The sequence below is a fragment of the Herbaspirillum sp. GW822-FHT03A08 genome, from assembly GCF_058801885.1.
The window spans coordinates 847,731-870,787 of sequence record NZ_JBXANR010000001.1 but is presented as its reverse complement, the minus strand read 5'-3'; the positions used below and the strand labels follow the sequence as shown (position 1 = coordinate 870,787).

Here is a 23,057-nt window from a genome sequence, read left to right as displayed (position 1 = left end):
AAAGGATCCCAGGTCATGGAACAACTTACCGTAGCACCGCGCACCGGCCACAAAACACTGCTGTATTCGGAGCTGGTCACCGACATGACTGATCTGAAAGCGGACATCGCGATCCTCGGCGTGCCGTTCGGTTCGGCCTACACGCCGCGTCAATTCACCAACGATCAAAGCAATGCACCGCAAGCGATCCGCGACGTCACCGACCGCATCGTGCGCGCGCCGGAGCATTACGATTTCGACATCGATGGACCGATGCTGCAAGGACGCAGCGATATCCGTTTTGTCGATTGCGGCGATGTGCTGCCCGATCTCGCCGTGCCCGGTGATCATCAGCGCCGTGCCGAACTGGCGATCCGCCAGATCCTGCGCGGCGGCGGCATGCCTATCGTGCTGGGCGGCGATCACGGCATCACCAATCCGGTCTTGCGCGGTTTCGACGAAGTGGGGCCGGTGACTATCGTGCACATCGATGCACATCTGGATTGGCGCGACGAAGTCAACGGCGTGCGCGACGGTTTGTCGAGCGTGATTCGCCGTGCGTCCGAACTGCCTTTTGTGAAACACATTGTGCAGATCGGTTTGCGCGCACAGGGCAGCGGACGTCCTGCCGATTACGAAGCGGCCAAAGCCTGGGGCGCTGATCTGATCTCGGCGTATGAGCTGCACGATATCGGTATGGATGCAGTGCTGGCGCGCATCCCTGATGGCGGTAACTATTACCTGACCATCGATGCCGACGGTCTTGACCCGACAATCATGCCGGCCGTCGACGGCCCGGCGCCAGGTGGCGTGAGCTTCGTGCAGGCACGCAAGCTGATTCACGGACTGGTGAAGAAGGGACGCGTGGTCGGCATGGACATCGTCGAGATTCAACCGGTCAAGGACAATGCCAGCAAACTGACTTGCGTCACGGCCGGCCGCCTGATCGTCAATCTGATCGGCGCGACGATTCGTGCCGGCTATTTCGACAAGAAGAACAAAGCGTAATCAACTGACTCACTTCACCCCACACTTTCACTGAGGCTCTCATGGAACACACGCGCATTCGCAGATTCAATACCAAAGATACCTATCCGGAGCAAAAGATCGACAACGACCTGTGCCAGGCAGTCGTCGCGCGCGGTACGACCGTATTCCTGCGCGGTCAGATCGGACAGAACCTGGATACCTCGGAAAGCGTTTGCATCGGCGACGTGAAAGGCCAGACCGAGCAGGCGATGTACAACATCGACATGCTGCTCAAGGAAGCCGGCGGCAAGCTGGAGCACATCTGCAAGGTGACGATTTACATCTCCGATCCACGCTACCGCGAAGATGTGTATCGCGTGGTGGGACGTTGGCTCAAGGGCGTGTTCCCAGTGTCGACCGGTATCGTGGTGTCGGCATTTGCGCGTCCGGAATATCTGGTGGAGGTCGATGCGACCGCCGTCATTCCGGATTGATCATCACTGATTAAGAATGGCTGCGCGCTGCCCGATCTGTTCGAGCAGCCGCTGTCCTTCTTCGCTGTTGAACCAGGCTGCATGACCGAGGTAGTAGGTGTCGTAGGCCAGCGAGGCATTCTTCGCCGAGCGCGTGATGCCATGGAAGTAGGCCAGTTCGGCCAGCGCAAATTCTGCATGCACCAGCGGCAGCAGCGCGGCCAGAGCTTGCCATTGACGTGCGCTGAGCGGACGGATCAGGTGGTAGCCGTCCAGCATGGCGTCGAGCAGATCGGGATGGACCACGTTCTGCTTGCCCGTCTGCGCATGCTGTATTTCTTGTATCGCCAGCCACTCGATGACGTTGCGCTCGATCGCCGTCGCCAGATCGTGCAGAGCGCAGGTACGGTCGCTGAGACCGAAGTCGAGGATGGTTTCCACACCGGCGGCAGCGCTGCGGTCGGTCCACAGCAGATTCGAAGCGTGCCAGTCGTTGTGCGTCCACAGTGGGGTCAGTTCGTCCAGATAAGGACGCAGTCTGTCATGGAAGGGCTGCAGTGTCGTCGCGGTTTCTTCAAGCCAGTGGCGATGCTTCAGATAATCGCCGATGGCCGGACGCTGTTCGACATAGCGTTGCAGCGCCGGCAGCGGATCCTGCTGAGAAAAAATCGTGAAGCTCGACACCAGCGTCTGCGCCTTGCGTGCGGGCGCGGCGTAGTCTTCTGCGGCCAGATGCAGGCGCGCCAGCGCCTTGCCGGCTTCGTGCGCGTGCACGCGGCTGCTGAACGGCGTCCATGACACGGCATCGCGGTACAGGTCGATGCCCGAGGCGACGCCGTGCACTTCATAGGTCCAGTGATCGTCGGTGATGGCAGTAGCGCCGTCGCTGGTGGTCAGTATTTCGCTCACGGCGATGCCGCGGCTGCGCAGGTGATTGATGAAGCCGTGTTCTTCGCTCAGACCGTCGACGTCGCGCACCGAGATATGGTGGCGCTTGACGAACACTTCCATCGTTGACGTCGTCATCACGCAGCCTGCCGAGAACGGACGCGGGCTATGCCACACCAGACGCTTGGGGATTCCAGCCTGCGGATAGTGCTGCAGCACGCGCGTGACTTCCGCCGACGTCAGCGCCGGCCAGTCCGAAATCACCGCATCGGCATTCATGCCGTGGCTAAGGACGCGGGTCAGGTGATGGGAAGCGGCTTCCATGCAGGCGCTCGCCGGTCAGAAGTCGTATTGCACCGTCAGGCGCGCCAGACGCGGCGCACCGAGGTGCAGATAGCTGTCGCCAAGCGATTCGCCGGTGTCTTTCCAGTAACGCTTGTCGAAGATGTTGTCGACGGTCAGGCGCACCGTGGTCGGGTGTCCGCTCACACTGGTCTGATAGCGCAAGCCGGCGTTGAAGATATGGTAAGCCGGTACAGTGGCGCTGCCATCGCGCGTAGCGGCTTTGCTGCCGCTATACAGCCAGCTGCCTTGCAGGTTCAGGCCGGGCAGGGCCGCCAGTGCATAGTCGGCATATACCGCGCTGCGCACGCGCGGCACGTTGATCGCCTGCTTGCCGTCGTAAGCCGGCGTACCGGTGCCATCGGCGCGCGCCTGGATGAAGGCCACGCTGGCGGCCAGGCGCAGTTGCCGGGTGACATTGCCGGAGGCGCCGAGTTCGATGCCAGTGTGGGTTTCCTTGCCCTGTTGCACGTAGGTGAAAGTGGTGCCGCTGGCATCCGGTTGCGGATATTCGTAGGCCTTCTTCATGCGGAAGATTGCCGAGGTAAAGCTCAGGTCCTTGCTCCAGTCGTATTTGTAGCCGGCTTCCAGTTGGCGCGCCACCGACGGCGGCAGTGTGGTCGGGTAGTTGCTTTCCCAGAACGCTGCCGACGTACCCATGCTCAGCGTTTCGGCATAGCTGCCGTAGAGCGACATATTGGCTTGCGGTTTGAAGATCAGCGCAAGTTGCGGCAGGAATTGGTTGCGGTCGGTATCGCGGGTGGTGGTGCCGGTCGCGTCGTAGGTTTTTTCTTTCAGCCAGACCTGGCGTCCGCCGGCCAGTACTTGCCAGCGATCGCTGAACTGTATGCGGTCGGTAAAGAAGATTGCTTGCTGGCGGCTGTCCAGATTGCGATACGACGCCGGGATATCTGCACCCGATGGCGGCAGTACGGCAGGTGTCGCGCTGTAGATATTGTCGCTGCCGACCGGAATCGAAATGCCGTCCGACTTGTCGACCACGCGGCGCGACATGCTCAGGCCGGCGGTCAGACTATGCTTGACGAAGCTGGTGTTGAAGTTGCCCTGCAAAACCGCCTGGCCTTCGTCATTGCGCCGGGTATCATCGGGGCTGCGATAGTCGTAGACGTCAAAGTCGCCGTTGGCGGCGAAAGTCGGCGAGAAGCTGGTCGCGACATTGCTGCCGTACGGGAAGGCCAGATAGTCGTCGATGACGGCGCGGCTGCGGCCGACATTGAGGTAGGCGCGCCAGTCGGCGTTGAGCTCGACGTCAAAGCGCGTATTCATGTTGAGCGAATCGATGCGCACCGGCTGTGCCCAGGATTGCGGCGACAGCATGGTGCTTGGCGACACATTGGTCGGCACGGTTTTTCCGCCCAGCAGTTGATAGCCGGCGACCGATTTCTGCGCTTTTTTCTGATACTCGATGTTGAACTGCAGATGCGCCGTCGGCGTGATGTCCCAGTTTGCTGCAACCGAGGCGAAGTCGCGATAGCCGTCGCTGTTGTTGACGTAGGAATTGATGTCTTCGTGTGCGGCGTTGACGCGCAGGCCGAATTGCTTGTGGTCGCCGAACAACGTGCCCAGATCGGTCGACACATAGCGCGAACCGTTGGAGTCGGTGCCGAACATGACCGAGCGCACATCGGCCGGACGCTTGGTCACGTAATTGACCAGACCGCCGGCGTTGACGACACCGCCTTGCAGCCCGGACAAGCCCTTGATGATTTCGACCTGTTCCTTGTTCTCCAACGCGATGTTCTGTTCGCCGACGACGGACAGGCCGTTGATACGATAACCGCTCGCCAGATCCAGCGGAAATCCGCGCACGCTGATGTTCTCGTAATAACCGACCGGCGCATAGTTCTCACCGATGCTCGCGTCGTTCTTGATGATGTCGCTGAGCAGGCGGGCTTGCTGATCCTTCAGTTGCGCTTCGGTCACGACGGTGACGGAAGCCGGCGTATCGAGCAGCGGCGTGTCGCCGAAACCGGCGATGCTCGACGAGCGTGCGCGATAGGTCGGCGCGGCGGCGCTTTCGGCGGTGACGCTGACGGTCGGCAGCGAGCCGGCTTCAGCAGGTTCTTCGGCGCGGGCGCTGGTCGAGAAAACGCATGGCGCGCTGGCCAGCGTCAGGGAAATGGCGAGAGGAGAAAAACGTTTCATCGGTATTGCTTTACTTTTTTGAAGACGATACGAGCGGAAGATCGCTGATTATTGACTATTGCCCGCGCGCGGTACGCACAGCGCGCGCCAGGTCGACGACTGACATGGCGTAAAAATAGCTGCGGTTGTACTGCGTGATGGCGAAGAAGTTGTTGGTCGCCAGCCAGTGGTCAGTCGGCGCCGTGCCGTTCTGCAAGTCGACCACGCCGTAGCGCAGGCCGGCAGGCAGTTCGGCTCCCGGCACCACGCCGGCGGCTTTCAGCTCATCCGGTGAAAACTTGGCTTCGAGGCCCTGGTTGATCAGGTCTTCGGCTTTGGCTGTATCGGTGACGGTGGCCGGGAAGACGGTCGGTTCGCCGCGTTGCCAGCCATGAATCTTGAGGAAATTGGCAACGCTGCCGATGGCGTCCACCGGCGAGCTGCGCAGATCGATCTTGCCGTTGCCGTCGAAGTCGACAGCGTACTGGCGGATGCTGCTCGGCATGAATTGCGGCCAGCCGATCGCGCCGGCGTAGGACCCCAGCAGCGAGAACGGATCGACGTTGGATTCACGGGCAAACAGGAGAGTGTTTTCCAGTTCGCCGCGGAAGAAGGCCATGCGCGCGTCGCGGTTGGCGGTCTTGGGATAATCGAAGGTCAGCGTAGTGATCGCATCCATCACGCGGAAGTTGCCGGTGTTGCGGCCATAGACGGTTTCCACGCCGATGATGCCGACGATGATCTCGGCCGGCACGCCGTATTGGGCTTCCGCGCGCGACAGCGCCAGTTCATGCTCATTCCAGAAGTCGACGCCGGCATTGATGCGCTTCGGTTCGACGAAGCGGGCACGGTAGGCTTGCCAGTTCTTTGGCTTGCCGCTTGGCGCGGGTTTGATCAGCTGGATCGCGGTGTCGAGATAGCGGGCCTTGCTGAAGACCGCTTGCAGAGTCGCCTTGTCGAAGCCGTTGCGCTCGACCATTTCGTCGATGAAGGCGTTGACTTCCTTCCACTGGCTGAAATTGGCGAATTCACCGTCGTCGGCTTCTGCGGCCTTCTTCTTCGGCCTGGCTTTTTGCTTCGAAGCTTTGCTGCCGCCCTTGCTCTTTGACTGTGCCGTCGTCGATTCTGCATGAACGGCCGCCGGGTTCAGGCAAGCCAGGGAAAGTACGAACAAGCCAAGCAGGGAAGAGGGAAAACTGAAGCGGAAGCTATGTTTCATCGGCATGGGTAAGCGCAAGGTCAGGGAAAATCGGGATGTCCGGTCGCGCCGTTGTTCGTAAGCTGGCTGACAGGCAAGTCAGCCAGTATACATGAACGACTGGGCGGTCCGCGCCACGCCCGCCTCGGGGATGTACACTAGCACGACTCCGGTGTCTTTTGAGACGGATGCCAAGGAGATTGAGACAAGTCTGAGCGAGACAGGCCGACGCCTGATATTAAAGACAACAATGACCACCGCTTTCTACACCCATGCCGACTGCCAGCGCCACGAGATGGGCGAATGGCATCCCGAGACGCCGCTGCGCCTGCAAGCGATTGAAGATCAACTGATCTCCAGCCGCATCGACCAGTTCCTCGATCGCCGCGAAGCGCCGCTGGCCGAGATCGCGGACATCGAACGCATCCACACCGCCAATGCGGTATCGCTGATCCGCGACAATGCTGCTGCGCTGGCTGAGAACGGCGCCGCGCACTATCCGCTGGATGGGGACACCTCCCTCAATCAGCACAGCTGGAAGGCGGCCTTGCGCGCTGCCGGCGCCGCCGTGGCCGCCACCGACGCCGTTATCGCCGGCGAGCTGGAAAACGCTTTCTGCTCGGTGCGTCCGCCGGGGCATCACGCGACGCCGACCACGCCGATGGGTTTTTGCCTGTTCAACAACGTCGCCATCGCGGCGCGGCACGCCATTGATATGCACGGGCTGGAGCGTGTAGCTATCGTCGACTTCGACGTGCATCACGGCAATGGCACCGAAGAGGCTTTCAAGCATGATCCACGCGTGCTGATGGTGAGTTTTTTCCAGCATCCGTTTTACCCGTTCAGCGGCGCCGATCCGGCCGAGCCGCACATCCTCAACGAGCCCTTGCCGGCCTATACCGCAGGCGACGTGGTGCGCAAACTGGTGACGGACAAGTGGTTGCCGGCGCTGCATGCGCATCAGCCGCAGATGATCTTCATCTCAGCCGGTTTTGATGCTCACCGCGAAGACGACATGGGGCAAATGGCGCTGGTCGAGGCGGACTACGCCTGGATGACGAGACAGATCATGGACGTGGCGCGGCAATATGCGCGCGGCCGCATCGTCAGCTGCCTTGAAGGCGGCTACAACCTGTCGGCGCTGGGACGCAGCGTGGTGGCGCATCTCAAGGTGCTGGCTGATCTTGATTGATTGTTTCGGCCCAAATCCGGATTACGGCGCTTCCAGCTTGTCGTAAGCGGTGACAATCGCGTCCGCCACGGCACGCACGCGGGCGGTGCGGTTGAGGTCGTCATGCAGCACCAGCCACATGTCGTAAGGCTCGGAACGTTCCGGCCAGAGCCGCACCAGCTGAGGCAGCGTCTCCGCCATGTATGTGGGCAATTCCCCGATCCCCAATCCGGCGGCTACTGCTTCGATCAGCATCAATCCCGAACTGACTTCCATGGCTACGCGCGCGTTGGCGGTCGATTCGCCGCAGATGGTTTCGATTTGCGATGCATAAATGGCGCGCTGGTAGATCACGACGTCGTGCCCCGCCAGGGCGGAACCGGGCTGCGGTATGCCGCGTTTCTTCAGATACGCCTTTGACGCGTACAAGCCGACGGCCAGCCGCTTCAGGTGGCGCGAAATCAGATCGGGGCTGGTGGGGCGCAGGCTGCGCACGGCCAGGTCGGCTTCGCGCCGGGTAAGGTTGGAGACTTGCGTGGAGGTGGTCAGCACGACGCGGATAGCGGGATGTTCAGCCGCCAGCTGTTGCATGGCCGGCATCAGTATGTGCTTGGCCATGGTGTCGGTCGCCGCTACGCGCACTACGCCGCACAGGCGCTCGTCGATGCCCTGCATCTGGCGCTGTAGCTGGTCGGCGGCTTGTTCCATCTTTTCCACGGCGGCAATTGCCAGATCGCCCGCAGGCGTGGCGACGTAGCCGGCTGGCGTGCGCAGGAACAGACGCGCGCCCAGCGATTTCTCCATCGCGTTGAGGCGGCGGCCGACCGTCGCCTGGTCAATCTGCAATTGCTCAGCCGCGCCGCGCAATGTGCCGGCTCGCTGGATTGCCAGAAAAATACGGGCGTTATCCCAGTCCATGATCCCAGTCCATGCTTGCTTTCGAAGGAGTTGCAGGGTAATTGCGTGATGCATTTTTGCATCAGAGTCATGAGGTTATGCTTATTTATTGCATTGCGCAAGAAGCATAGAATGGCACCTTGCTCGTATTCCCGGTTGCCCGGCGGGTCTTGAGAAACAAGTTTGCCGGCAGCTCTTACAGAAAGAGAAGTGCCCCATGTCAACACAATGCCCCTCACAGGCGGCCACCGCCACCGCAGCCGCAGCAGCGATACCAGTAGTTGTACCCGCTGCGGCCAAACCACATGCGCATATCGGTTTGCTGCCCCTGATCACGCTCGCCATCGGTTTCGTGATGGCGATGCTGGATGTGACCGTCGTCAACGTCGGTCTGTCATCGATTGAGAAAAGCCTCGCTACGCCGCTCAGCATGCTGGTGTGGATCGTCGATGGCTACACGCTGAGTTTCGCCGCCATGCTGCTGGTCGGCGGCGCACTGGCGGATCGTTACGGCGCCAAGAATATTTACCTGCTCGGTCTGGTGCTGTTCGTGGTCGCATCGCTGCTGTGCGGTGCGGCGCCCAACGGCGGCATGCTGGTCGCGGCACGCTTGCTGCAAGGTTTGGGCGCGGCGTTCTTCATGCCAAGTTCGCTGAGCTTGCTGACCCATGTCTATGAAGACGACCGCGTGCGCGCCCGCATGCTGGGCGTGTGGTCGGCGACGGTCGGCGGCGCGGCGGCTGTCGGCCCGCTGGTGGGCGGCATCCTGATTCACTCGTTCGGCTGGCGCAGCGTGTTCCTGATCAACGTGCCGGTCGGCTTGCTGGGCCTGTTCATGGCGGTCAAGATGATTCCTGCGGTGGAGAAGCACATGCGCGCGCTGACCATCACCAGCCATTTCCTCGGCGTGCTGATGCTGGCGGCATTGAGCTTCGTGCTGATCCAGGGCCCGGTCTATGGCTGGACATCGATGCCCATCGTCACCGCCGTCATCGTGGTGCTGCTGGCGCTGGGGACGCTGGTGCAGCGTGAGCGCAGCGGTTCGGCGCCGCTGTTGCCGCGCGCCTTGTTTGCGACGCCACAGTTCGCGGCAGCCAACGGCATCGGCTTCCTGATCAATTTCGGCGTGTACGGCCAGTTCTTTTTCCTGGCGCTGTTTCTGCAACAGGCGCGTGGGGCAGATGCCTTGCAAACCGGTTTGCAGATGGTACCGATGATGGCTGTGATCTTTATCGGCAATCTGAATTCGGGGCGCATGACGGCGCGTTGGGGCCCTCGCTTGCCGCTGCGCCTCGGCCTGACGGTCGGCGCGGTGTTTTCGGCGTTGCAGATGGCGCTCACGCCCGAGACGCCTTACTGGATGGTGGCCGTGGCCGGCGCACTGGCCAATCTGGGCATCAGCACGGCGATTCCGGCGATGACCACTGCGGTGATGCAAGTGGCGGGCAAGGTCAATTCCAACAGCGCCGCCGCTGCGCTCAACGCCAATCGCCAGATCGGGGCGCTGGTCGGCGTGGCGCTGATGGGCGCGATCCTGCACACCTTTACCGGCTGGACGACCCGCATCGTGCTGGCTTACGGCGTGATTGCCATCGTCTATGTGCTGGCGCTGGTGCTGGTGTTGCGGTACGTTAATGCCCGCTCGGCCGCGACTTCTGTGGCCGGTGCGTCAGCAACGAAATAAGCGTCGGATTGACTTCTTTTTAAGAGCAAATGAAGGGTAAATAGGCCGCAGGCCGTAAAATAGCGGCTTATTTTGCAAAAAGAAGAATTCCGCATGTCTATTCAATGGTTCCCAGGTCACATGAACGCCGCCCGCAAGAAGGCGGCGGAAGCAATGGAAAAGGTCGACCTGGTCATCGAGGTGCTCGACGCGCGCCTGCCGCAGGCCAGCTGCAACCCGATGATCGAACAGATCCGTCTGTTTCGTCAGCGTCCCTGCCTGAAGATCCTCAACAAGAGCGATCTGGCCGACCCGGCCGTCACGCAAGCCTGGATCAATCACTACAACAGCCAGAAGAACGTCAACGCCGTCGCCCTGAGCTGCAAGAAGCCCAGCGACGTCGCCAAGGTGCCGAAGCTGGCGCTGGCATTGGCGCCGCACCGCGGCACGCCATTGAAGCCGCTGCGCATGATGATCATGGGCATCCCCAACGTCGGCAAATCGACGCTGATGAATGCGCTGCTCAAGAAGCGTGTGGCCGCCGTCGGCGACGAGCCGGCCGTGACCAAGACCCAGCAGCGTCTTTACCTCGGCAACAACATGGTGCTGATCGACACGCCCGGCATGCTGTGGCCGAAGATCATGCATCCCAGCGACGGTCTGATGCTGGCGGCCAGCCATGCGGTCGGCAGCAACGCGCTGATCGAAGAAGAGGTTGCCACTTTTCTCGCCGGCGAATTGCTCAAGCGTTATCCGCAGTTGCTGGCGGCGCGCTACGGTTTCAAGACCGAAGGCATGGACGGTGTGGCAGTGGTGGAGGGCGTGGCAGCCAAGCGCGGCTTCCGTCTCAAGGGCGGCGACTTCGACTACGAAAAGGCGGCGCACACTTTCCTGCAGGATTACCGTACCGGCGCGCTCGGACGCATCACGCTGGAAACACCGCAGACGCGTGCTGAACTGCTGGCGGCGTACCAGGAGGAACTGGCGATTGCTGCCGCGGAAGAGGCTGCCGAACTCGCAGCAGCCGAAGCGGAGGAAGCGGAAAGAAATCGCGGCCGTCCGGAGTAAAGGCGCCGTGTTCCGGTAAGGAAGAAAGCTCGCTCAGGCGGGCTTTTTTATTGCTGCCATGTATCAGATCGCACGCGGCCGTAATGAGTTGTAAAAACGTGGTCGCCGGGCATGCTTCGGTTTTACAGTACAGCGTACTCAACATTCCATCTTTACCGCTAAAGCGGGCGTGGATAGTCTTATTGCGGTGACGGAGCAATTCGAGCCCTCCATACAGGAAACGATGCATCTGCGGCGTTGCGGGTTTTATTCCTGGCATGCAACGACTGCGCGTACAGGAGGTAATCATGGCTGATAGCGTTTTTCTCAAGATCGAGTTTTATCTTCTTATCTTTTTCTCGCTGGTGCTGCCGGCAGCCATCTTCGCCACCATGCTGTTGAAGCGGGCGCTGGCGCGTTCCATCGTTCTGCTCTTCGGCATGTTGCTGCTGGTGCTGGCGGGGATTGATATCGTGCTGCTGAAGAAGCTGGCGTGGCTGGCGAGAGCCTCCTTGTCGTCGCTTGACGACAGCTTCTTCAATTCGGAAATGTCGCTGTGCCTGTATCTGCTGCCGGCCTTTTTGGGCGGTATCGGCACCAATGTGATCTCGCACATCCTGATCCGGCATCTGCGCGAGGCGGAGGACAAGTTCGATCGCGAGCAGCCGGGGCATTGGCGTTAGCGGTGATGCCCGAGAGAAAAACCATAAAAAAAGCCGCCCGTAGGCGGCTTTTTTTTGCAGCGTCCTGATTACCAGGAAGTCACGACCGAGTTCTTGTACTTCTCGGTGACAAACTTCTTGATTTCCGGGCTGTGGTAAGCCTTGATCAGCTTGGCGACCCATGGCTTGTCCTTGTCTTCGACGCGCACGGCGATCACGTTGACGTAAGGACCCTTGGCGGCTTCGATGGCGATGCCGTCCTTGGTTGGCGACAGGCCGGCGGATTCAGCGAAGTTGCCGTTGATGGCGGCAGCGTCGAAGTCATCCAGCGAGCGCGGCAGCTGAGCGGCGTCCAGTTCGACGATCTTGACCTTCTTCGGGTTGTCGATGATGTCCAGCGGCGTTGCCTTCAGGCCAGCATCAGGCTTCAGCTTGATCACACCTTGTGCTTGCAGCAACAGCAGCGCGCGGCCGCCGTTGGTCGGATCGTTTGGCACGCCGATGCGGGCGCCGTTCTTCAGATCGTTCAGGGATTTGATTTTCTTGGAGTACACGCCCATCGGGAAAGTGATGGTGGTGCCGACGCTGACCAGCTTGTAGCCGCGATCCTTGACTTGCGCGTCCAGGTACGGTTGATGCTGATAGCTGTTGGCATCCAGATCGCCGGCAGCCAGAGCGGCGTTCGGTTGGATGTAGTCGCTGAATTCAACGATTTGCAGCTTCAGGCCGTCTTTCTCGGCGAGCTTCTTCACTTGTTCCAGGATTTCAGCGTGCGGGCCGCCGGTGGCACCGATCTTGATCGGCTTGTCTTGCGCCAGGACGGGAGCGGCGACCAGGCTGGCAGCAACGCCGAGACCTGCGAAAAACTGGATTAATTGACGACGATTCATTGTTTCCCTTTCATTCTTCAAAGATGGCAGCGGATAGCTGCTTATATTTTTAACGCCTTAGCCGTGGTCAGTGGTGACTTAACGGTGGCTTAAGCGCCGCACCAGGATATCCCCCAGCGTTTGCACCAATTGCACAAATACGATCAGGATCAGCACCACCGCCAGCATGACTTCCGGCAGGAAGCGCTGATAACCGTAGCGGATGCCGAGGTCGCCCAGGCCGCCGCCACCGATCGCACCGGCCATGGCCGAGTAGCCGACCAGGCTGACGAAGGTGATCGTGAGACCCGCGACGATACCAGCAAACGCTTCCGGCACCAATACTTTATAAATGATTTGCCAGGTGGTCGCGCCCATGGCCTGAGCTGCTTCCACCAGGCCGTGATCGACTTCGCGCAGCGCGGTTTCCACCAGGCGGGCGATGAACGGCGCCGAGGCAATCGTCAGCGGCACGATCGCGGCGGCAGTGCCGATCGAGGTGCCGACGAAGAAGCGCGTGAACGGGATCACCGCCACCAGCAAAATGATGAATGGTGTTGAACGCACGGCATTGACCAGCAGGCCGGCGATGCGGTTGAAGGCGAGGTTCGGGAGGATGCCCTTGCGTTCAGTCAGATGCAGGGCGATGCCCAGCGGCACGCCGAACACGGCGCCCAGCAGGCCGGAGATGCCGACCATCATCAGGGTCTCGCCGAAGGAGCTGATAAAGAGATCAATCAGTTCAGATGACATGGTTCAGCTCCTCCACCACGACGCCTTGCGCACGCAGGTAATTCATTGCATTGGTAATGTTCTCAGGGGTGCCGTTGGCGAGGATCGCCAGCGAGCCGAACGCCTGACCCTGGATTTCATCGATCTGTCCGTGCAGGATGTTGAAGTCCAGGTCATAGCGACGCACCGCTTCCGACAGATGCGGCTGATCCACGCCCGAGCCGGTGAAGGCAAAACGGAACAGGTGATCGGTGCTTGCGCCATCCTTTGTATTGGCCAGACGCTCACGCAGGCGCGCCAGCACGCCCTTGGGCAGCTCATGCGCGATCACGTCGCCGATCAGGGCGCGCGTCACTTCATGCTTGGGTTCACGGAACACGTCCAGTACTTCACCCTGTTCGATGACCTGGCCGGCTTCCATCACGGCGACGCGGTCGCAGATCACCTTGATGACTTCCATCTGGTGCGTGATAAGGACGATGGTCAGACCGAGTTCCTTGTTGATCTTGCGCAGCAGTTCGAGGATCGAACGTGTGGTTTCCGGATCGAGGGCCGAGGTGGCTTCGTCCGACAGCAGCACTTTCGGATCGTTGGCCAGCGCGCGGGCGATGCCCACACGTTGTTTCTGGCCGCCGGAAATTTGCGCCGGATAGCGGTTCTTCAATGCGGTCAGGCCGACCAGCTCCAGCAGCGGCTCCACTTTCTTGGCGATCTCGGCCTTGGACAGGCCGGCCAGTTCCAGCGGCAGGGCGATGTTGTCATACACCGTGCGCGAGGACAGCAGGTTGAAATGCTGGAAGATCATGCCGATGTGGCGACGCGCATCGCGCAGGTCGTCGGACGACAGCGTGGTCAGATCCTTGCCGTCGATAACGATATTGCCGGTGGTGGGACGGTTCAGCAGGTTGATGGTGCGCACCAGCGTACTCTTGCCGGCGCCGCTGCGGCCGATGATGCCGAAGACTTCCCCCTTGCGGATGGACAGGTTGACGTCGCGTACTGCGTCCACCGTACCGTTGTCGCTTTGGAAGCGCTGGGTGACCCCCCGTATTTCAATCATATTGCTTTCGTTCATGTTGCAATGAAAAAGGCAGCAGGCCGGCCTCGTGGACCACCTGCTGCCTATATTTTTTATATAGAAGCGTGATTTTATGAGGATTTCGTTACACGAGGAACTACATTTTGCATATTCCCTAATGAGTAAAAGGCATAACCACGCGGTTTTGTGGGCGAAAAGACGAGAATAGAGCGATTTCGCCGATTGGTTTTTGAGGATATTGCCAAAAACGCAAGTGTATTTCTTGCAAAGCAAGACCGTGGGGCCGGGGGCCCGTGCGATCCGGCGTGATGGAACCCCTGCCCTGAAAGTTCTGTCTTCACACGCTAAGATAGCGGGCATCGTGTTCGGTGTTCAGTGTCCGGTGTTCCACCGCGGGTTCAAGGAGAAGCATGTCATACGTCTATAAAACAATGGAGTCGCCGGTCGGTCAATTGACGCTGGTAGGGCGGGGCGGAAAGCTCGCCGCCATCCTGTGGGAAAACGACAAGCCGACCCGGGTGAAACTCGGCGAACTGACGCCGGAACCCGCCAGCGCCGTCCTGCTGGAGACGGAACGCCAACTGAACGAATACTTTGCCGGCAAGCGCCAGCGCTTCGAGGTGGAGCTGGACTTCACCGGCACCGATTTCCAGAAGCGCGTGTGGGCCGCCTTGCTGACCATCCCCTTCGGCGAAACCCGCAGCTACGGCGACATCGCCCGCCAGCTCGGCGACATCAAGGCGGTGCGCGCAGTCGGCGCGGCCAACGGCAAGAATCCCATCTCCATCATCGCGCCCTGCCACCGCGTGATCGGCGCCTCGGGCGAGCTGACGGGTTTTGCCGGCGGCCTCAAGGCCAAGGAGCTGCTGCTCACGCTGGAAGGCGCGCATGCCTTGCATAACAAGCCCGGCACAGGTGTTCCGCAAAAGCGCCGCAGCAAGCTGCCGGATCCGAATCAGAGTTTGCTGTTTGCGGACTGACTGCGCATGACGGCGTAGAAGTAGAAATTCTCCGGACAATAAAAAAGGCCTCGATTGCTCGAGGCCTTTTTTGTACAGCGCGAAGCTGGTGTGGAAAGGTCTGTGCTTTCCGGTGCGCCCGCATTCCGGAGAATGCAGGCGCAGCCGAATTACATCATGCCGTCCATACCGCCCATGCCGCCCATACCACCCATGCCGCCTGGCATACCGCCAGCCGACTTGTCTTCCGGCAATTCAGCAACCAGTGCGTCGGTTGTCAGAATCAGGCCGGCAACCGATGCTGCGTTTTGCAGAGCGGAGCGGGTGACCTTTGCTGGGTCCAGAACGCCCAGTTCAACCAGATCGCCGTAGGTGCCGTTGGCAGCGTTGTAACCGTAGTTACCCGAACCAGCCAGAACCGCATTGATCACGACCGAAGGTTCGTCGCCTGCGTTGAACACGATCTGACGCAGTGGCTCTTCGACAGCGCGCAGAACGATCTTGATGCCGGCTTCCTGATCGGCGTTGTCGCCCTTCAGGTTCTTGACGTTAGCGCGAGCGCGCAGCAGGGCAACGCCGCCGCCTGGCACAACGCCTTCTTCGACAGCTGCGCGAGTAGCGTGCAGAGCATCTTCAACGCGTGCTTTCTTTTCCTTCATTTCGACTTCGGTGGCTGCGCCAACCTTGATCAGAGCAACGCCGCCTGCCAGCTTGGCAACGCGTTCTTGCAGCTTTTCACGATCGTAGTCGGAAGTCGCTTCTTCGATTTGCGCGCGGATTTGCTTGACGCGTGCTTCGATAGCGATGGCTTCGCCGTTGCCGTCGATGATGGTGGTGTTTTCCTTGCCGATTTCGATGCGCTTGGCTTGGCCCAGTTCAGCCAGAGTGGCTTTTTCCAGAGTCAGGCCGACTTCTTCAGCGATCACCTGGCCGCCGGTCAGGATAGCGATGTCTTCCAGCATTGCCTTGCGACGGTCGCCAAAGCCAGGAGCCTTGACAGCTGCAGTCTTCAGGATGCCGCGGATGTTGTTCACAACCAGAGTTGCCAGTGCTTCGCCTTCGACATCTTCAGCGATGATCAGCAGCGGACGGCCGGCCTTGGCCACTTGTTCCAGGATTGGCAGCAGGTCACGGATGTTCGAAACCTTCTTGTCGAACAGCAGGACGAATGGGTTTTCCAGAGCAACAACTTGCTTCTCTTGGTTGTTGATGAAGTATGGCGACAGGTAGCCGCGGTCGAATTGCATACCTTCGACGATGTCCAGTTCGTTTTCCAGCGACTTGCCGTCTTCCACGGTGATGACGCCTTCTTTACCGACTTTGTCCATTGCCTTGGCAATGATGTCGCCAATATCGGAATCCGAGTTAGCCGAGATCGAGCCGACTTGAGCGATTTCCTTGCTGGTAGTTGTTGGCTTTGCCAGCAGCTTGACTTCGCCGACGATGGCGGTGACAGCCTTGTCGATGCCGCGCTTCAGGTCGGTTGGGTTGAAACCTGCTGCAACGTACTTGAAGCCTTCGCGAACGATAGCTTGTGCCAGCACGGTAGCGGTAGTTGTACCGTCGCCGGCGTTGTCGGAAGTCTTGGAGGCAACTTCTTTAACCAGTTGCGCGCCCATGTTTTCCAGCTTGTCTTTCAGTTCGATCTCTTTCGCAACCGAAACGCCGTCCTTGGTGACGGTCGGGGCGCCGAAGCTACGCTCCAGAACCACGTTGCGGCCCTTAGGACCCAGAGTTACCTTAACTGCGTTTGCCAGGATGTTGACGCCATTGACGATTTTTGCACGTGCGTCATCGCCGAAAATTACTTGTTTTGCTGCCATGTTGGATTCTCCAAAATTCGTTTGTATTGCGATTGAACCGGCTTATTCAGCTTCGATCCGAGTGTTCGCTGCAGGCGCAATGCGTTTACATCGCGCCAATGCAGAGGAGGCCGATTATTTTTCGACGACGGCGAACAGGTCTTCTTCGCGCATGACCAGCAGTTCCTGGCCATCGATCTTCACGGCTTGGCCGGAGTACTTACCGAACAGAACGCGGTCGCCGACCTTGACTGCCAGCGGACGGACCTTGCCGTCATCCAGGATCTTGCCGTTGCCGACTGCCAGGATTTCGCCTTGATCTGGCTTTTCAGTTGCTGCGTCAGGCAGCACGATACCGGATGCGGTCTTGGTTTCTTGGTCGAGACGCTTGACGATAACGCGATCGTGCAAAGGACGAAGGCTCATGAAAACTCCTTAAAATTCAATAAGTTATAGATAATTGCGGCATTGGCTGCAAAGTTGTACTTAAGCCCTGCAGCAAGAAATCCGTGCCACATCGGAAAAGTGGGTAGGTCAGGAGGAGTTGTTAGCACTCTCCCCTAACGAGTGCTAAGTATAGGGGCGGAGTGGGGGTTTTTCAAGAGCGGGGTTGATTCAGGAGTTAATTAAACCGATCCCGGATCTTTGCCTGCGGTCTGCGCTGAGAGATTTGCATGTTGAAAACGTTCCGCCAGAGAGTCGACAGATGCTCGCATCCGGGGTGTCCACTTGAAACGACCGGCGCAGAAAACAATGCGACAGAGCCTCAGGCTGATGCCGCACACGCAAGATCGCGCGGCGTGTTGTCCAGATGCCGCGCCAGCACATCCAGAAATGCCTTGACCTTGGCAGATCCTCGCCGGCTGGCGGGATACATCGCATACACACCGACCCCCATCGGCCCCGGATTGACGCTGTAGCCATCCAGCACCCTGACCAGCGTGCCTGCTGCGATCTGGTCGCGCACCAGCCAGTCGGCGAGCATGGCGAGGCCGATGCCGTCCACGATGGCGCTGCGTAGCATCTCTGAGTTATTGATCGACAGGTTGCCGCTGACATCGATCTCCTCAATCGGCGCATTACTGTCACCCTTCAATTGGAAGCGCCAACCGCGGCGGGGTATGTCGAAGGGAAACACGACGCAATTGTGCTGCAATAAATCGTTTGGTTTCTGCGGCACGCCATGGGCGGCAAGATAGGCCGGGCTGGCGCAGATGAAGCGCTCCTGGCTGGTCAGCAGGCGGGCAATCAGATTGGGCTGCGTCTCCGGGGTGCTGATCCGGATCGCCACATCGATGGACTCGTCGACCATGTTGCTGAAGTTGTCGCTGAGATAGAACTCAAGTTGCAGTTTGGGATAGCGCCGGTTCATCTCGCCGAGAATGGGAGAGAAATGTACTGACGCCAAAGCAAAGGGCGCAGTAACGCGCAGCGGGCCTTGCGGTTCTCGGTCCTGAGTTGAGGCGGCATTGTCGGCGGCGTCCAGCGTCTCCAGGATATTCAGCGCATTTTCAAAATAGATGCGACCGCTATCGGTCAGCGTGACACTGCGCGTCGAGCGGTTCAGCAAGGTCGCGCCGAGACGTTTCTCCAGCGCATCAATCAGGCGGACCACCGAGGAGGGCGCCACACCCAGGTGGCGCGCGGCGGATGAAAAGCCGCCGGTGCTGGCAACCAGCGAAAACGCTTTCAATTCAGAGAATCGGTCCATGGCCACCTTTGCGTCTCACGCAATAGCATTTTCGAATTTCTCCATCTTATCAGGGCCAGGTCTAAAAGTTAGAGTGAGTCCGTCGCGCTAATGATCGGTTGATAAATAAAAATCAACAGGGAAGTTAGCCAGGATTTGGCACCTCTGCCAGCAGTTTCTCGTCATTTTCCCTTGTTCTATTTGCAGATCGTACAGGAGTACATCCATGAACCATACCGTCCGGGCCGCAACTGCTGACATTGCCGGTGTCTCCAATGTCGCCGATGTCGCCGATGTCGATGGCGGAGCCGTCATTACACCGGCGGCCGGCGATGCCGGTACAGGTAGCGACGCTGGTTTCCTGATCCGGGCGCCGCACATCAATATGGTCGACTTTCGCAAGACGCTGTCCGCCGTGATCGATTCGGACACCGCCAAACTGCCTGACGGCGCGACACCGGGATTGCTATGCAGCAAGCAAGGGGCCGCCAACGCGCGAGCTTATGTTGCGCTCTATCGGGAGTCTATCGGCAAGTTGTTGCCGGATCTGCTGCAAGGCGCCGGACAAGACCAACCTGATCTGCCGCGCCAGCTCGATACCTTGCTCGAATGCGCATTCCATGAACTGGGGGCGCTGGTTGACGTCAGCGCCGCCGCGAGCCGGCGCTCGCTGGATCGCTATCGTAATTACGCCGAGCATATTTTCAGCAGCACTCCGAACGGGCTGCTTGTGATGGACGGCAAATACAAGGTGCGTTCGTGTAACCCGGTGATGCGGCGCATTCTCGGACTGGCGCCGGAGCAAGATGTCGACGGCTTGTCCTTACAGGAAATTTTCAAAGTGCCGGCCTTGTACCGCTCGGCTGCCTCAGTCATCACCACCGGCATGCCGCATCAGGGCATCCATCTGGTCGACGACGACGGTGTCGATCGCACCGGCAATTACCAGTTCGGACTGTCATGCATCGATGACGGCGAGGAGCGTTTGCTGTTGCTGGTGGCGCATGACATTTCCACCGTGCTGGAAGCAAAGGCCGCGCTGAGCGAAAGCGAAGAACGTTTTCGCTTGTCGTTTCATCAGGCTGCGGTCGGGCTGGCTCACATCGGCGAGAACGGCGATATCCTGCGCAGCAATCAGAAGTTGCAGCAAGTGCTCGGTTACGGCGAGCAGGAATTGCGAAAGATGAGGCTCGATGATATTGCCCATCCGGACGATGCCGCTGACCACCGCGTCATGCGCCGCCGCATCTTGACCGGACAGATACGGGACTACGTGCGCGAGCGGCGCTACCTGCGCAGCAACGGCGACATCATGTGGGGGCAGGTGACTGTTTCATCGATGAAGGACAGTCACGGCAAGGTGCGTTATATCGCCGCCATCGAAGACATCACAGAACGAAAAACCGCCGAAGACACGATGCGCCATCTGGCCAGCCATGACACGCTGACGGGACTGCCGAATCGCAGTCTGCTGATGGAACGCCTGGCCGCGTCGATCGAGCGTGCTCATGGCTCGACGCAGTCGCTGGCATTGTTGTTCATAGATCTGGACCGCTTCAAGAATATCAACGACAGTCTCGGCCACGACGTCGGCGACCAGGTTATCGTGGAAGTGTCGCGCAGATTGAAACTCGGCGTGCGCGCCGGCGATACCGTGGCGCGCCTGGGTGGCGATGAATTTGTGGTGCTGCTGGACAATGCCGGTCATCCGGACAATGTCGGCACCGTCGCCAAGAAAATCATTGATGCCGTTGCCGAACCGATGTTCCTGAGCGGCCACGAACTGTACCTGAGCAGCAGCATCGGCATCAGCATGTACAGCAAGGACGGCGACAACAGCGCCACGTTGCTCAAGCACGCCGACACCGCGATGTACCAGGCAAAGCAGAGCGGCAAGGGCCGCTATAAATTCTACGTTCACGAAATGGGCAAGGACGCGCTGGAAGCGCTGCGTCTTGAAGCGGCGCTGCGCCGCGCGCTGGAACGCGAGGAGTTCGTGCTGGCCTACCAGCCGCAGGTTGATATCGCGAGCGGGCGTATCGTCGGCTTCGAGGCATTGATCCGCTGGCATCCGCCCGGCAAAGCCATGATCTATCCCGACAAGTTCATCGCGTTGACGGAAGAAACCGGTCTGATCGTGCCGATCGGCGAGTGGGTGCTGGAGACGGCCTGCCGCCAGATCACTGCATGGCAACGCGCCGGCCTCGGCCACGATCTGAAGATGTCCGTCAATTTGTCGGCTACGCAGTTTCGCCAGGACGACATCGTCGAGATGGTGCGTCGCACGCTTCTGCGTACCGGCTGCGTAGCTGAGAGCCTGGTGCTGGAGATCACTGAAAGCGTGGTGATGGAAAACCCGGAAGCGACCGTCGAGACTCTGCGCCAGCTGAGCGCGATGGGTGTGCGCCTGGCCATCGATGACTTCGGTACCGGCTATTCCAGCTTGAGCTACCTCAAGCGATTTCCGATTCATACCCTCAAGATCGATCGCAGTTTTATCCGCGACATCGATGTCGATAGCGACGACGCGGAAATCGTGAAGGCTGTCATCGCGCTGGCGCACGTCATGAACCGCAACATCGTCGCCGAGGGTGTGGAGGACGGTGTGCAGCTGGATTTCCTGCGGCATCACGGTTGCGACCAGGCGCAGGGCTATTACTTCGGCAAAGGTGTCGTGCAAGGCGACGCGACCAAATTACTGGAGCTACAGGGCTTGTGTGATCAGGCGGTAGGGCACGCAGGGCTGCGCACTGCCGGCATCAAGGAACTGCATTCAAGCTGATTGTTTTCAAATCTTCATTTAATACAAACTCAATTCCACAAAGGAAATTCCATGCGCAAACTGACATTTCAGAAGAAACTCTGGCTGCCGTTGGCGGCCAGCCTTCTCTCCATCTGCGCCATCTCGGTTTTCAACATCATCGAAGCGCGTACGCTGCGCGTCGATGAGCGCCGTGCCGATCTGAGCAACATCGATGAGGCTGCATTGAAGATCGTCGAAGGTTTCGCGGCGGAGGCGGCTGCGGGCAAGCTCACCACCGCCGAAGCGCAACGCCAGGCCAAGGCAGTACTGAAGAACATTCGCTATGGCGAAGACGGCTACGTCGCTATCCTCAGTCAGGACATGACGGCGATCCAGAATCCGATGAGTCCGGAAAACGACGGCAAGGACATGAGCAATTTCAAGGATCCCGATGGCTTCTACGTCTTCCGTGAAGTGGCGCGGCTGGCTGCTTCGCCGGCAGGCGAGGGCTTTCTGACCTATCAATGGCTGCGTCCGTCCAAATCGGAACCTTCGCCGAAACTGGCCCGCATTGTCAGTTACAAGCCATGGGGCTGGGCGCTGGTTACGGGTTTGTATGTTGACGATATCAACGCAGCATTCGCCAGTTCACTGACGAAGGCCGCCGGTATTCTTGCAGCGGTCAGCCTGATCCTGGCCGGCATCATCATCGGCGTGAACCGCAGCTTGCAAAAGGCGCTGGGCGGCAGCCCGGAGTATGCCGTCGAAGTAGCGATGCAGATTGCCTCCAGGGATCTGAGCACACCGGTGACGGTGAAGAATGGCGATCAGGCTAGCCTGCTTTACGCCATGGGACTGATGCGGTGGAATCTGGCGGAAATGATCGGCAATATCAAGTCGAGCGCCGAAACGATTGCCACGGCTTCGTCGCAGATCGCGACCGGCAATCTGGATCTGTCCGCACGTACTGAAATTCAGGCCAGTTCATTGGAGGAAACCGCCGCGTCCATGGAACAACTGACGCAAGCCGTCGTGCAGAACGCGGATAATTCGTTCGAGGCCAATCAGCTCGCCGCAGCGGCATCCGATGTGGCGCAACGCGGAGGCAGCGCGATGAGAGACGTAATCGCCACCATGGAAACCATCAATTCAAGGGCCACCAGGATTGAAGCCATCATTTCCTCCATCGACGGCATTGCCTTCCAGACCAATATCCTGGCGTTGAATGCGGCGGTGGAAGCCGCCCGGGCAGGCGAACAAGGGCGCGGTTTTGCCGTAGTCGCCAGTGAAGTTCGCAATCTGGCGCAGCGAAGCGCGGCTGCCGCGAAGGAAATCAAGGGACTGATCGACGACTCCGTCAAGAGCATCAACACCGGTTCGACGATGGTCCATCAGGCCGGCGTCACCATCAGCGAGGTGGTCGCCAGTGTAGATAATCTCAGCACCATTATTGCCGCCATCACAGCGGCGTCGAATGAACAGAAGACCGGTATCAGCCACGTCAATGTCGCCATCACTGAAATGGATTCGGTGACGCAGCAGAATGCTGCCCTGGTGGAAGAAGCCGCTGCTGCCGCCGGCAGTCTGAGAGACCAGGCGACCGGGCTGGCAGCGCTGGTGGGCAATTTCCAGCTGGAGGACGAGTCGCCCGCGCATGCCCGGCACACCATGCAAGCCATGCCGCATGGCGCAACTCCTTCGCATGGCAAGCGCATCGACTTGGCGAAAGCCGGTACGCCGAAACGCCTGGCGCTCTCTGCCCAGACAACGGACGTGTTTGCATAGCGAG

19 protein-coding genes are annotated in these 23,057 nt (G+C 59.6%); 9 read left to right on the top strand and 10 right to left on the bottom strand.

The window, feature by feature from the left end; translation table 11 throughout:
- Positions 1-15: 15 nt before the first annotated feature.
- Positions 16-987 (top strand): agmatinase, encoded by a 972-nt coding sequence (locus AC1RN6_RS04015; RefSeq protein ID WP_493003201.1) that lies wholly within the window; start codon positions 16-18, stop codon positions 985-987.
- Positions 988-1,028: 41 nt separating this feature from the next.
- Entirely contained in the window at positions 1,029-1,442 is a 414-nt protein-coding gene (locus AC1RN6_RS04010) for a RidA family protein (RefSeq protein ID WP_007882150.1), read from the top strand.
- 3 nt (positions 1,443-1,445) lie between these two features.
- Here AC1RN6_RS04010 and AC1RN6_RS04005 read toward each other — a convergent pair whose 3' ends face one another.
- From AC1RN6_RS04005 to mltB, 3 genes are read right to left on the bottom strand one after another with little or no spacing between them, the layout of a single operon-like run.
- Positions 1,446-2,633, bottom strand: a complete 1,188-nt coding sequence (locus tag AC1RN6_RS04005; RefSeq protein ID WP_493003199.1) for a phosphotransferase enzyme family protein — start codon at positions 2,631-2,633, stop codon at positions 1,446-1,448.
- 15 nt (positions 2,634-2,648) lie between these two features.
- Positions 2,649-4,817, bottom strand: a complete 2,169-nt coding sequence (locus AC1RN6_RS04000; protein ID WP_493003198.1) for a TonB-dependent siderophore receptor — start codon at positions 4,815-4,817, stop codon at positions 2,649-2,651.
- Between the two features lie 55 nt (positions 4,818-4,872).
- Entirely contained in the window at positions 4,873-6,021 is a 1,149-nt protein-coding gene (gene mltB / locus AC1RN6_RS03995; protein WP_493003197.1) for a lytic murein transglycosylase B, read from the bottom strand.
- Positions 6,022-6,244: 223 nt separating this feature from the next.
- Between mltB and AC1RN6_RS03990 the strand changes: the two genes are divergently transcribed.
- Positions 6,245-7,186: a histone deacetylase family protein gene (locus tag AC1RN6_RS03990; protein WP_493003195.1), complete on the top strand. Its 942-nt coding sequence runs from the start codon at positions 6,245-6,247 to the stop codon at positions 7,184-7,186.
- 21 nt (positions 7,187-7,207) lie between these two features.
- On the opposite strand, the gene AC1RN6_RS03985 is transcribed toward AC1RN6_RS03990, so the two are convergent.
- Entirely contained in the window at positions 7,208-8,083 is an 876-nt protein-coding gene (locus tag AC1RN6_RS03985) for a LysR family transcriptional regulator (protein ID WP_493003194.1), read from the bottom strand.
- 196 nt (positions 8,084-8,279) lie between these two features.
- Between AC1RN6_RS03985 and AC1RN6_RS03980 the strand changes: the two genes are divergently transcribed.
- From AC1RN6_RS03980 to AC1RN6_RS03970, 3 genes are all read left to right on the top strand, one after another.
- Complete coding sequence (locus tag AC1RN6_RS03980) at positions 8,280-9,746, top strand: MFS transporter (RefSeq protein ID WP_493003192.1); 1,467 nt, start codon at positions 8,280-8,282, stop codon at positions 9,744-9,746.
- Positions 9,747-9,839: 93 nt separating this feature from the next.
- Positions 9,840-10,793, top strand: coding sequence for a ribosome biogenesis GTPase YlqF (ylqF, locus tag AC1RN6_RS03975; protein WP_493003190.1), 954 nt, complete (start codon positions 9,840-9,842; stop codon positions 10,791-10,793).
- A gap of 287 nt (positions 10,794-11,080) precedes the next feature.
- Entirely contained in the window at positions 11,081-11,455 is a 375-nt protein-coding gene (locus AC1RN6_RS03970; protein WP_493003189.1) for a hypothetical protein, read from the top strand.
- Between the two features lie 68 nt (positions 11,456-11,523).
- On the opposite strand, the gene AC1RN6_RS03965 is transcribed toward AC1RN6_RS03970, so the two are convergent.
- The 3 genes from AC1RN6_RS03965 to AC1RN6_RS03955 form a co-directional block, all read right to left on the bottom strand.
- Positions 11,524-12,324, bottom strand: a complete 801-nt coding sequence (locus tag AC1RN6_RS03965; protein WP_493003188.1) for a MetQ/NlpA family ABC transporter substrate-binding protein — start codon at positions 12,322-12,324, stop codon at positions 11,524-11,526.
- A 78-nt stretch (positions 12,325-12,402) separates the two neighbouring features.
- On the bottom strand, positions 12,403-13,056 hold the full coding sequence (locus AC1RN6_RS03960; protein WP_493003186.1) for a methionine ABC transporter permease: 654 nt from the start codon (positions 13,054-13,056) through the stop codon (positions 12,403-12,405).
- Entirely contained in the window at positions 13,046-14,095 is a 1,050-nt protein-coding gene (locus AC1RN6_RS03955) for a methionine ABC transporter ATP-binding protein (protein ID WP_493003184.1), read from the bottom strand. Before AC1RN6_RS03955 ends, AC1RN6_RS03960 begins: the two co-directional genes overlap by 11 nt.
- Positions 14,096-14,484: 389 nt before the next feature.
- On the opposite strand from AC1RN6_RS03955, the gene AC1RN6_RS03950 reads away from it, so the two are divergent.
- Complete coding sequence (locus AC1RN6_RS03950) at positions 14,485-15,054, top strand: methylated-DNA--[protein]-cysteine S-methyltransferase (RefSeq protein WP_493003182.1); 570 nt, start codon at positions 14,485-14,487, stop codon at positions 15,052-15,054.
- A gap of 149 nt (positions 15,055-15,203) precedes the next feature.
- Here the strand turns inward: AC1RN6_RS03950 and groL are convergent, their stop codons facing one another.
- The 3 genes from groL to AC1RN6_RS03935 form a co-directional block, all read right to left on the bottom strand.
- Entirely contained in the window at positions 15,204-16,856 is a 1,653-nt protein-coding gene (gene groL, locus AC1RN6_RS03945) for a chaperonin GroEL (RefSeq protein ID WP_493003180.1), read from the bottom strand.
- 114 nt (positions 16,857-16,970) lie between these two features.
- A complete protein-coding gene (gene groES / locus AC1RN6_RS03940) occupies positions 16,971-17,261 on the bottom strand; it encodes a co-chaperone GroES (protein WP_007882171.1) in 291 nt (96 codons plus the stop codon).
- A gap of 340 nt (positions 17,262-17,601) precedes the next feature.
- Positions 17,602-18,546, bottom strand: coding sequence for a LysR family transcriptional regulator (locus tag AC1RN6_RS03935; RefSeq protein WP_493003178.1), 945 nt, complete (start codon positions 18,544-18,546; stop codon positions 17,602-17,604).
- A gap of 205 nt (positions 18,547-18,751) precedes the next feature.
- Here AC1RN6_RS03935 and AC1RN6_RS03930 point away from each other — a divergent pair, with 205 nt between their 5' ends.
- Together AC1RN6_RS03930 and AC1RN6_RS03925 are read left to right on the top strand one after the other, a co-directional pair.
- Entirely contained in the window at positions 18,752-21,307 is a 2,556-nt protein-coding gene (locus AC1RN6_RS03930; RefSeq protein ID WP_493003177.1) for a sensor domain-containing protein, read from the top strand.
- Positions 21,308-21,358: 51 nt separating this feature from the next.
- Positions 21,359-23,053, top strand: a complete 1,695-nt coding sequence (locus AC1RN6_RS03925) for a methyl-accepting chemotaxis protein (protein WP_493003176.1) — start codon at positions 21,359-21,361, stop codon at positions 23,051-23,053.
- Positions 23,054-23,057 lie beyond the last annotated feature (4 nt).

Bases quoted from the DNA above. Each gene is read 5' to 3' on its own strand.
- AC1RN6_RS03935 (WP_493003178.1), bottom strand. From the start codon at position 18,546: ATGGACCGATTCTCTGAATTGAAAGCGTTTTCGCTGGTTGCCAGCACC.
- mltB (WP_493003197.1), bottom strand. From the start codon at position 6,021: ATGCCGATGAAACATAGCTTCCGCTTCAGTTTTCCCTCTTCCCTGCTT.
- AC1RN6_RS03990 (WP_493003195.1), top strand. From the start codon at position 6,245: ATGACCACCGCTTTCTACACCCATGCCGACTGCCAGCGCCACGAGATG.
- AC1RN6_RS03985 (WP_493003194.1), bottom strand. From the start codon at position 8,083: ATGGACTGGGATAACGCCCGTATTTTTCTGGCAATCCAGCGAGCCGGC.
- AC1RN6_RS04005 (WP_493003199.1), bottom strand. From the start codon at position 2,633: ATGGAAGCCGCTTCCCATCACCTGACCCGCGTCCTTAGCCACGGCATG.
- AC1RN6_RS04000 (WP_493003198.1), bottom strand. From the start codon at position 4,817: ATGAAACGTTTTTCTCCTCTCGCCATTTCCCTGACGCTGGCCAGCGCG.
- groL (WP_493003180.1), bottom strand. From the start codon at position 16,856: ATGGCAGCAAAACAAGTAATTTTCGGCGATGACGCACGTGCAAAAATC.
- groES (WP_007882171.1), bottom strand. From the start codon at position 17,261: ATGAGCCTTCGTCCTTTGCACGATCGCGTTATCGTCAAGCGTCTCGAC.
- AC1RN6_RS04015 (WP_493003201.1), top strand. From the start codon at position 16: ATGGAACAACTTACCGTAGCACCGCGCACCGGCCACAAAACACTGCTG.
- AC1RN6_RS03970 (WP_493003189.1), top strand. From the start codon at position 11,081: ATGGCTGATAGCGTTTTTCTCAAGATCGAGTTTTATCTTCTTATCTTT.
- AC1RN6_RS04010 (WP_007882150.1), top strand. From the start codon at position 1,029: ATGGAACACACGCGCATTCGCAGATTCAATACCAAAGATACCTATCCG.
- AC1RN6_RS03930 (WP_493003177.1), top strand. From the start codon at position 18,752: ATGAACCATACCGTCCGGGCCGCAACTGCTGACATTGCCGGTGTCTCC.
- AC1RN6_RS03980 (WP_493003192.1), top strand. From the start codon at position 8,280: ATGTCAACACAATGCCCCTCACAGGCGGCCACCGCCACCGCAGCCGCA.
- AC1RN6_RS03960 (WP_493003186.1), bottom strand. From the start codon at position 13,056: ATGTCATCTGAACTGATTGATCTCTTTATCAGCTCCTTCGGCGAGACC.
- ylqF (WP_493003190.1), top strand. From the start codon at position 9,840: ATGTCTATTCAATGGTTCCCAGGTCACATGAACGCCGCCCGCAAGAAG.
- AC1RN6_RS03965 (WP_493003188.1), bottom strand. From the start codon at position 12,324: ATGAATCGTCGTCAATTAATCCAGTTTTTCGCAGGTCTCGGCGTTGCT.
- AC1RN6_RS03950 (WP_493003182.1), top strand. From the start codon at position 14,485: ATGTCATACGTCTATAAAACAATGGAGTCGCCGGTCGGTCAATTGACG.
- AC1RN6_RS03955 (WP_493003184.1), bottom strand. From the start codon at position 14,095: ATGATTGAAATACGGGGGGTCACCCAGCGCTTCCAAAGCGACAACGGT.
- AC1RN6_RS03925 (WP_493003176.1), top strand. From the start codon at position 21,359: ATGCGCAAACTGACATTTCAGAAGAAACTCTGGCTGCCGTTGGCGGCC.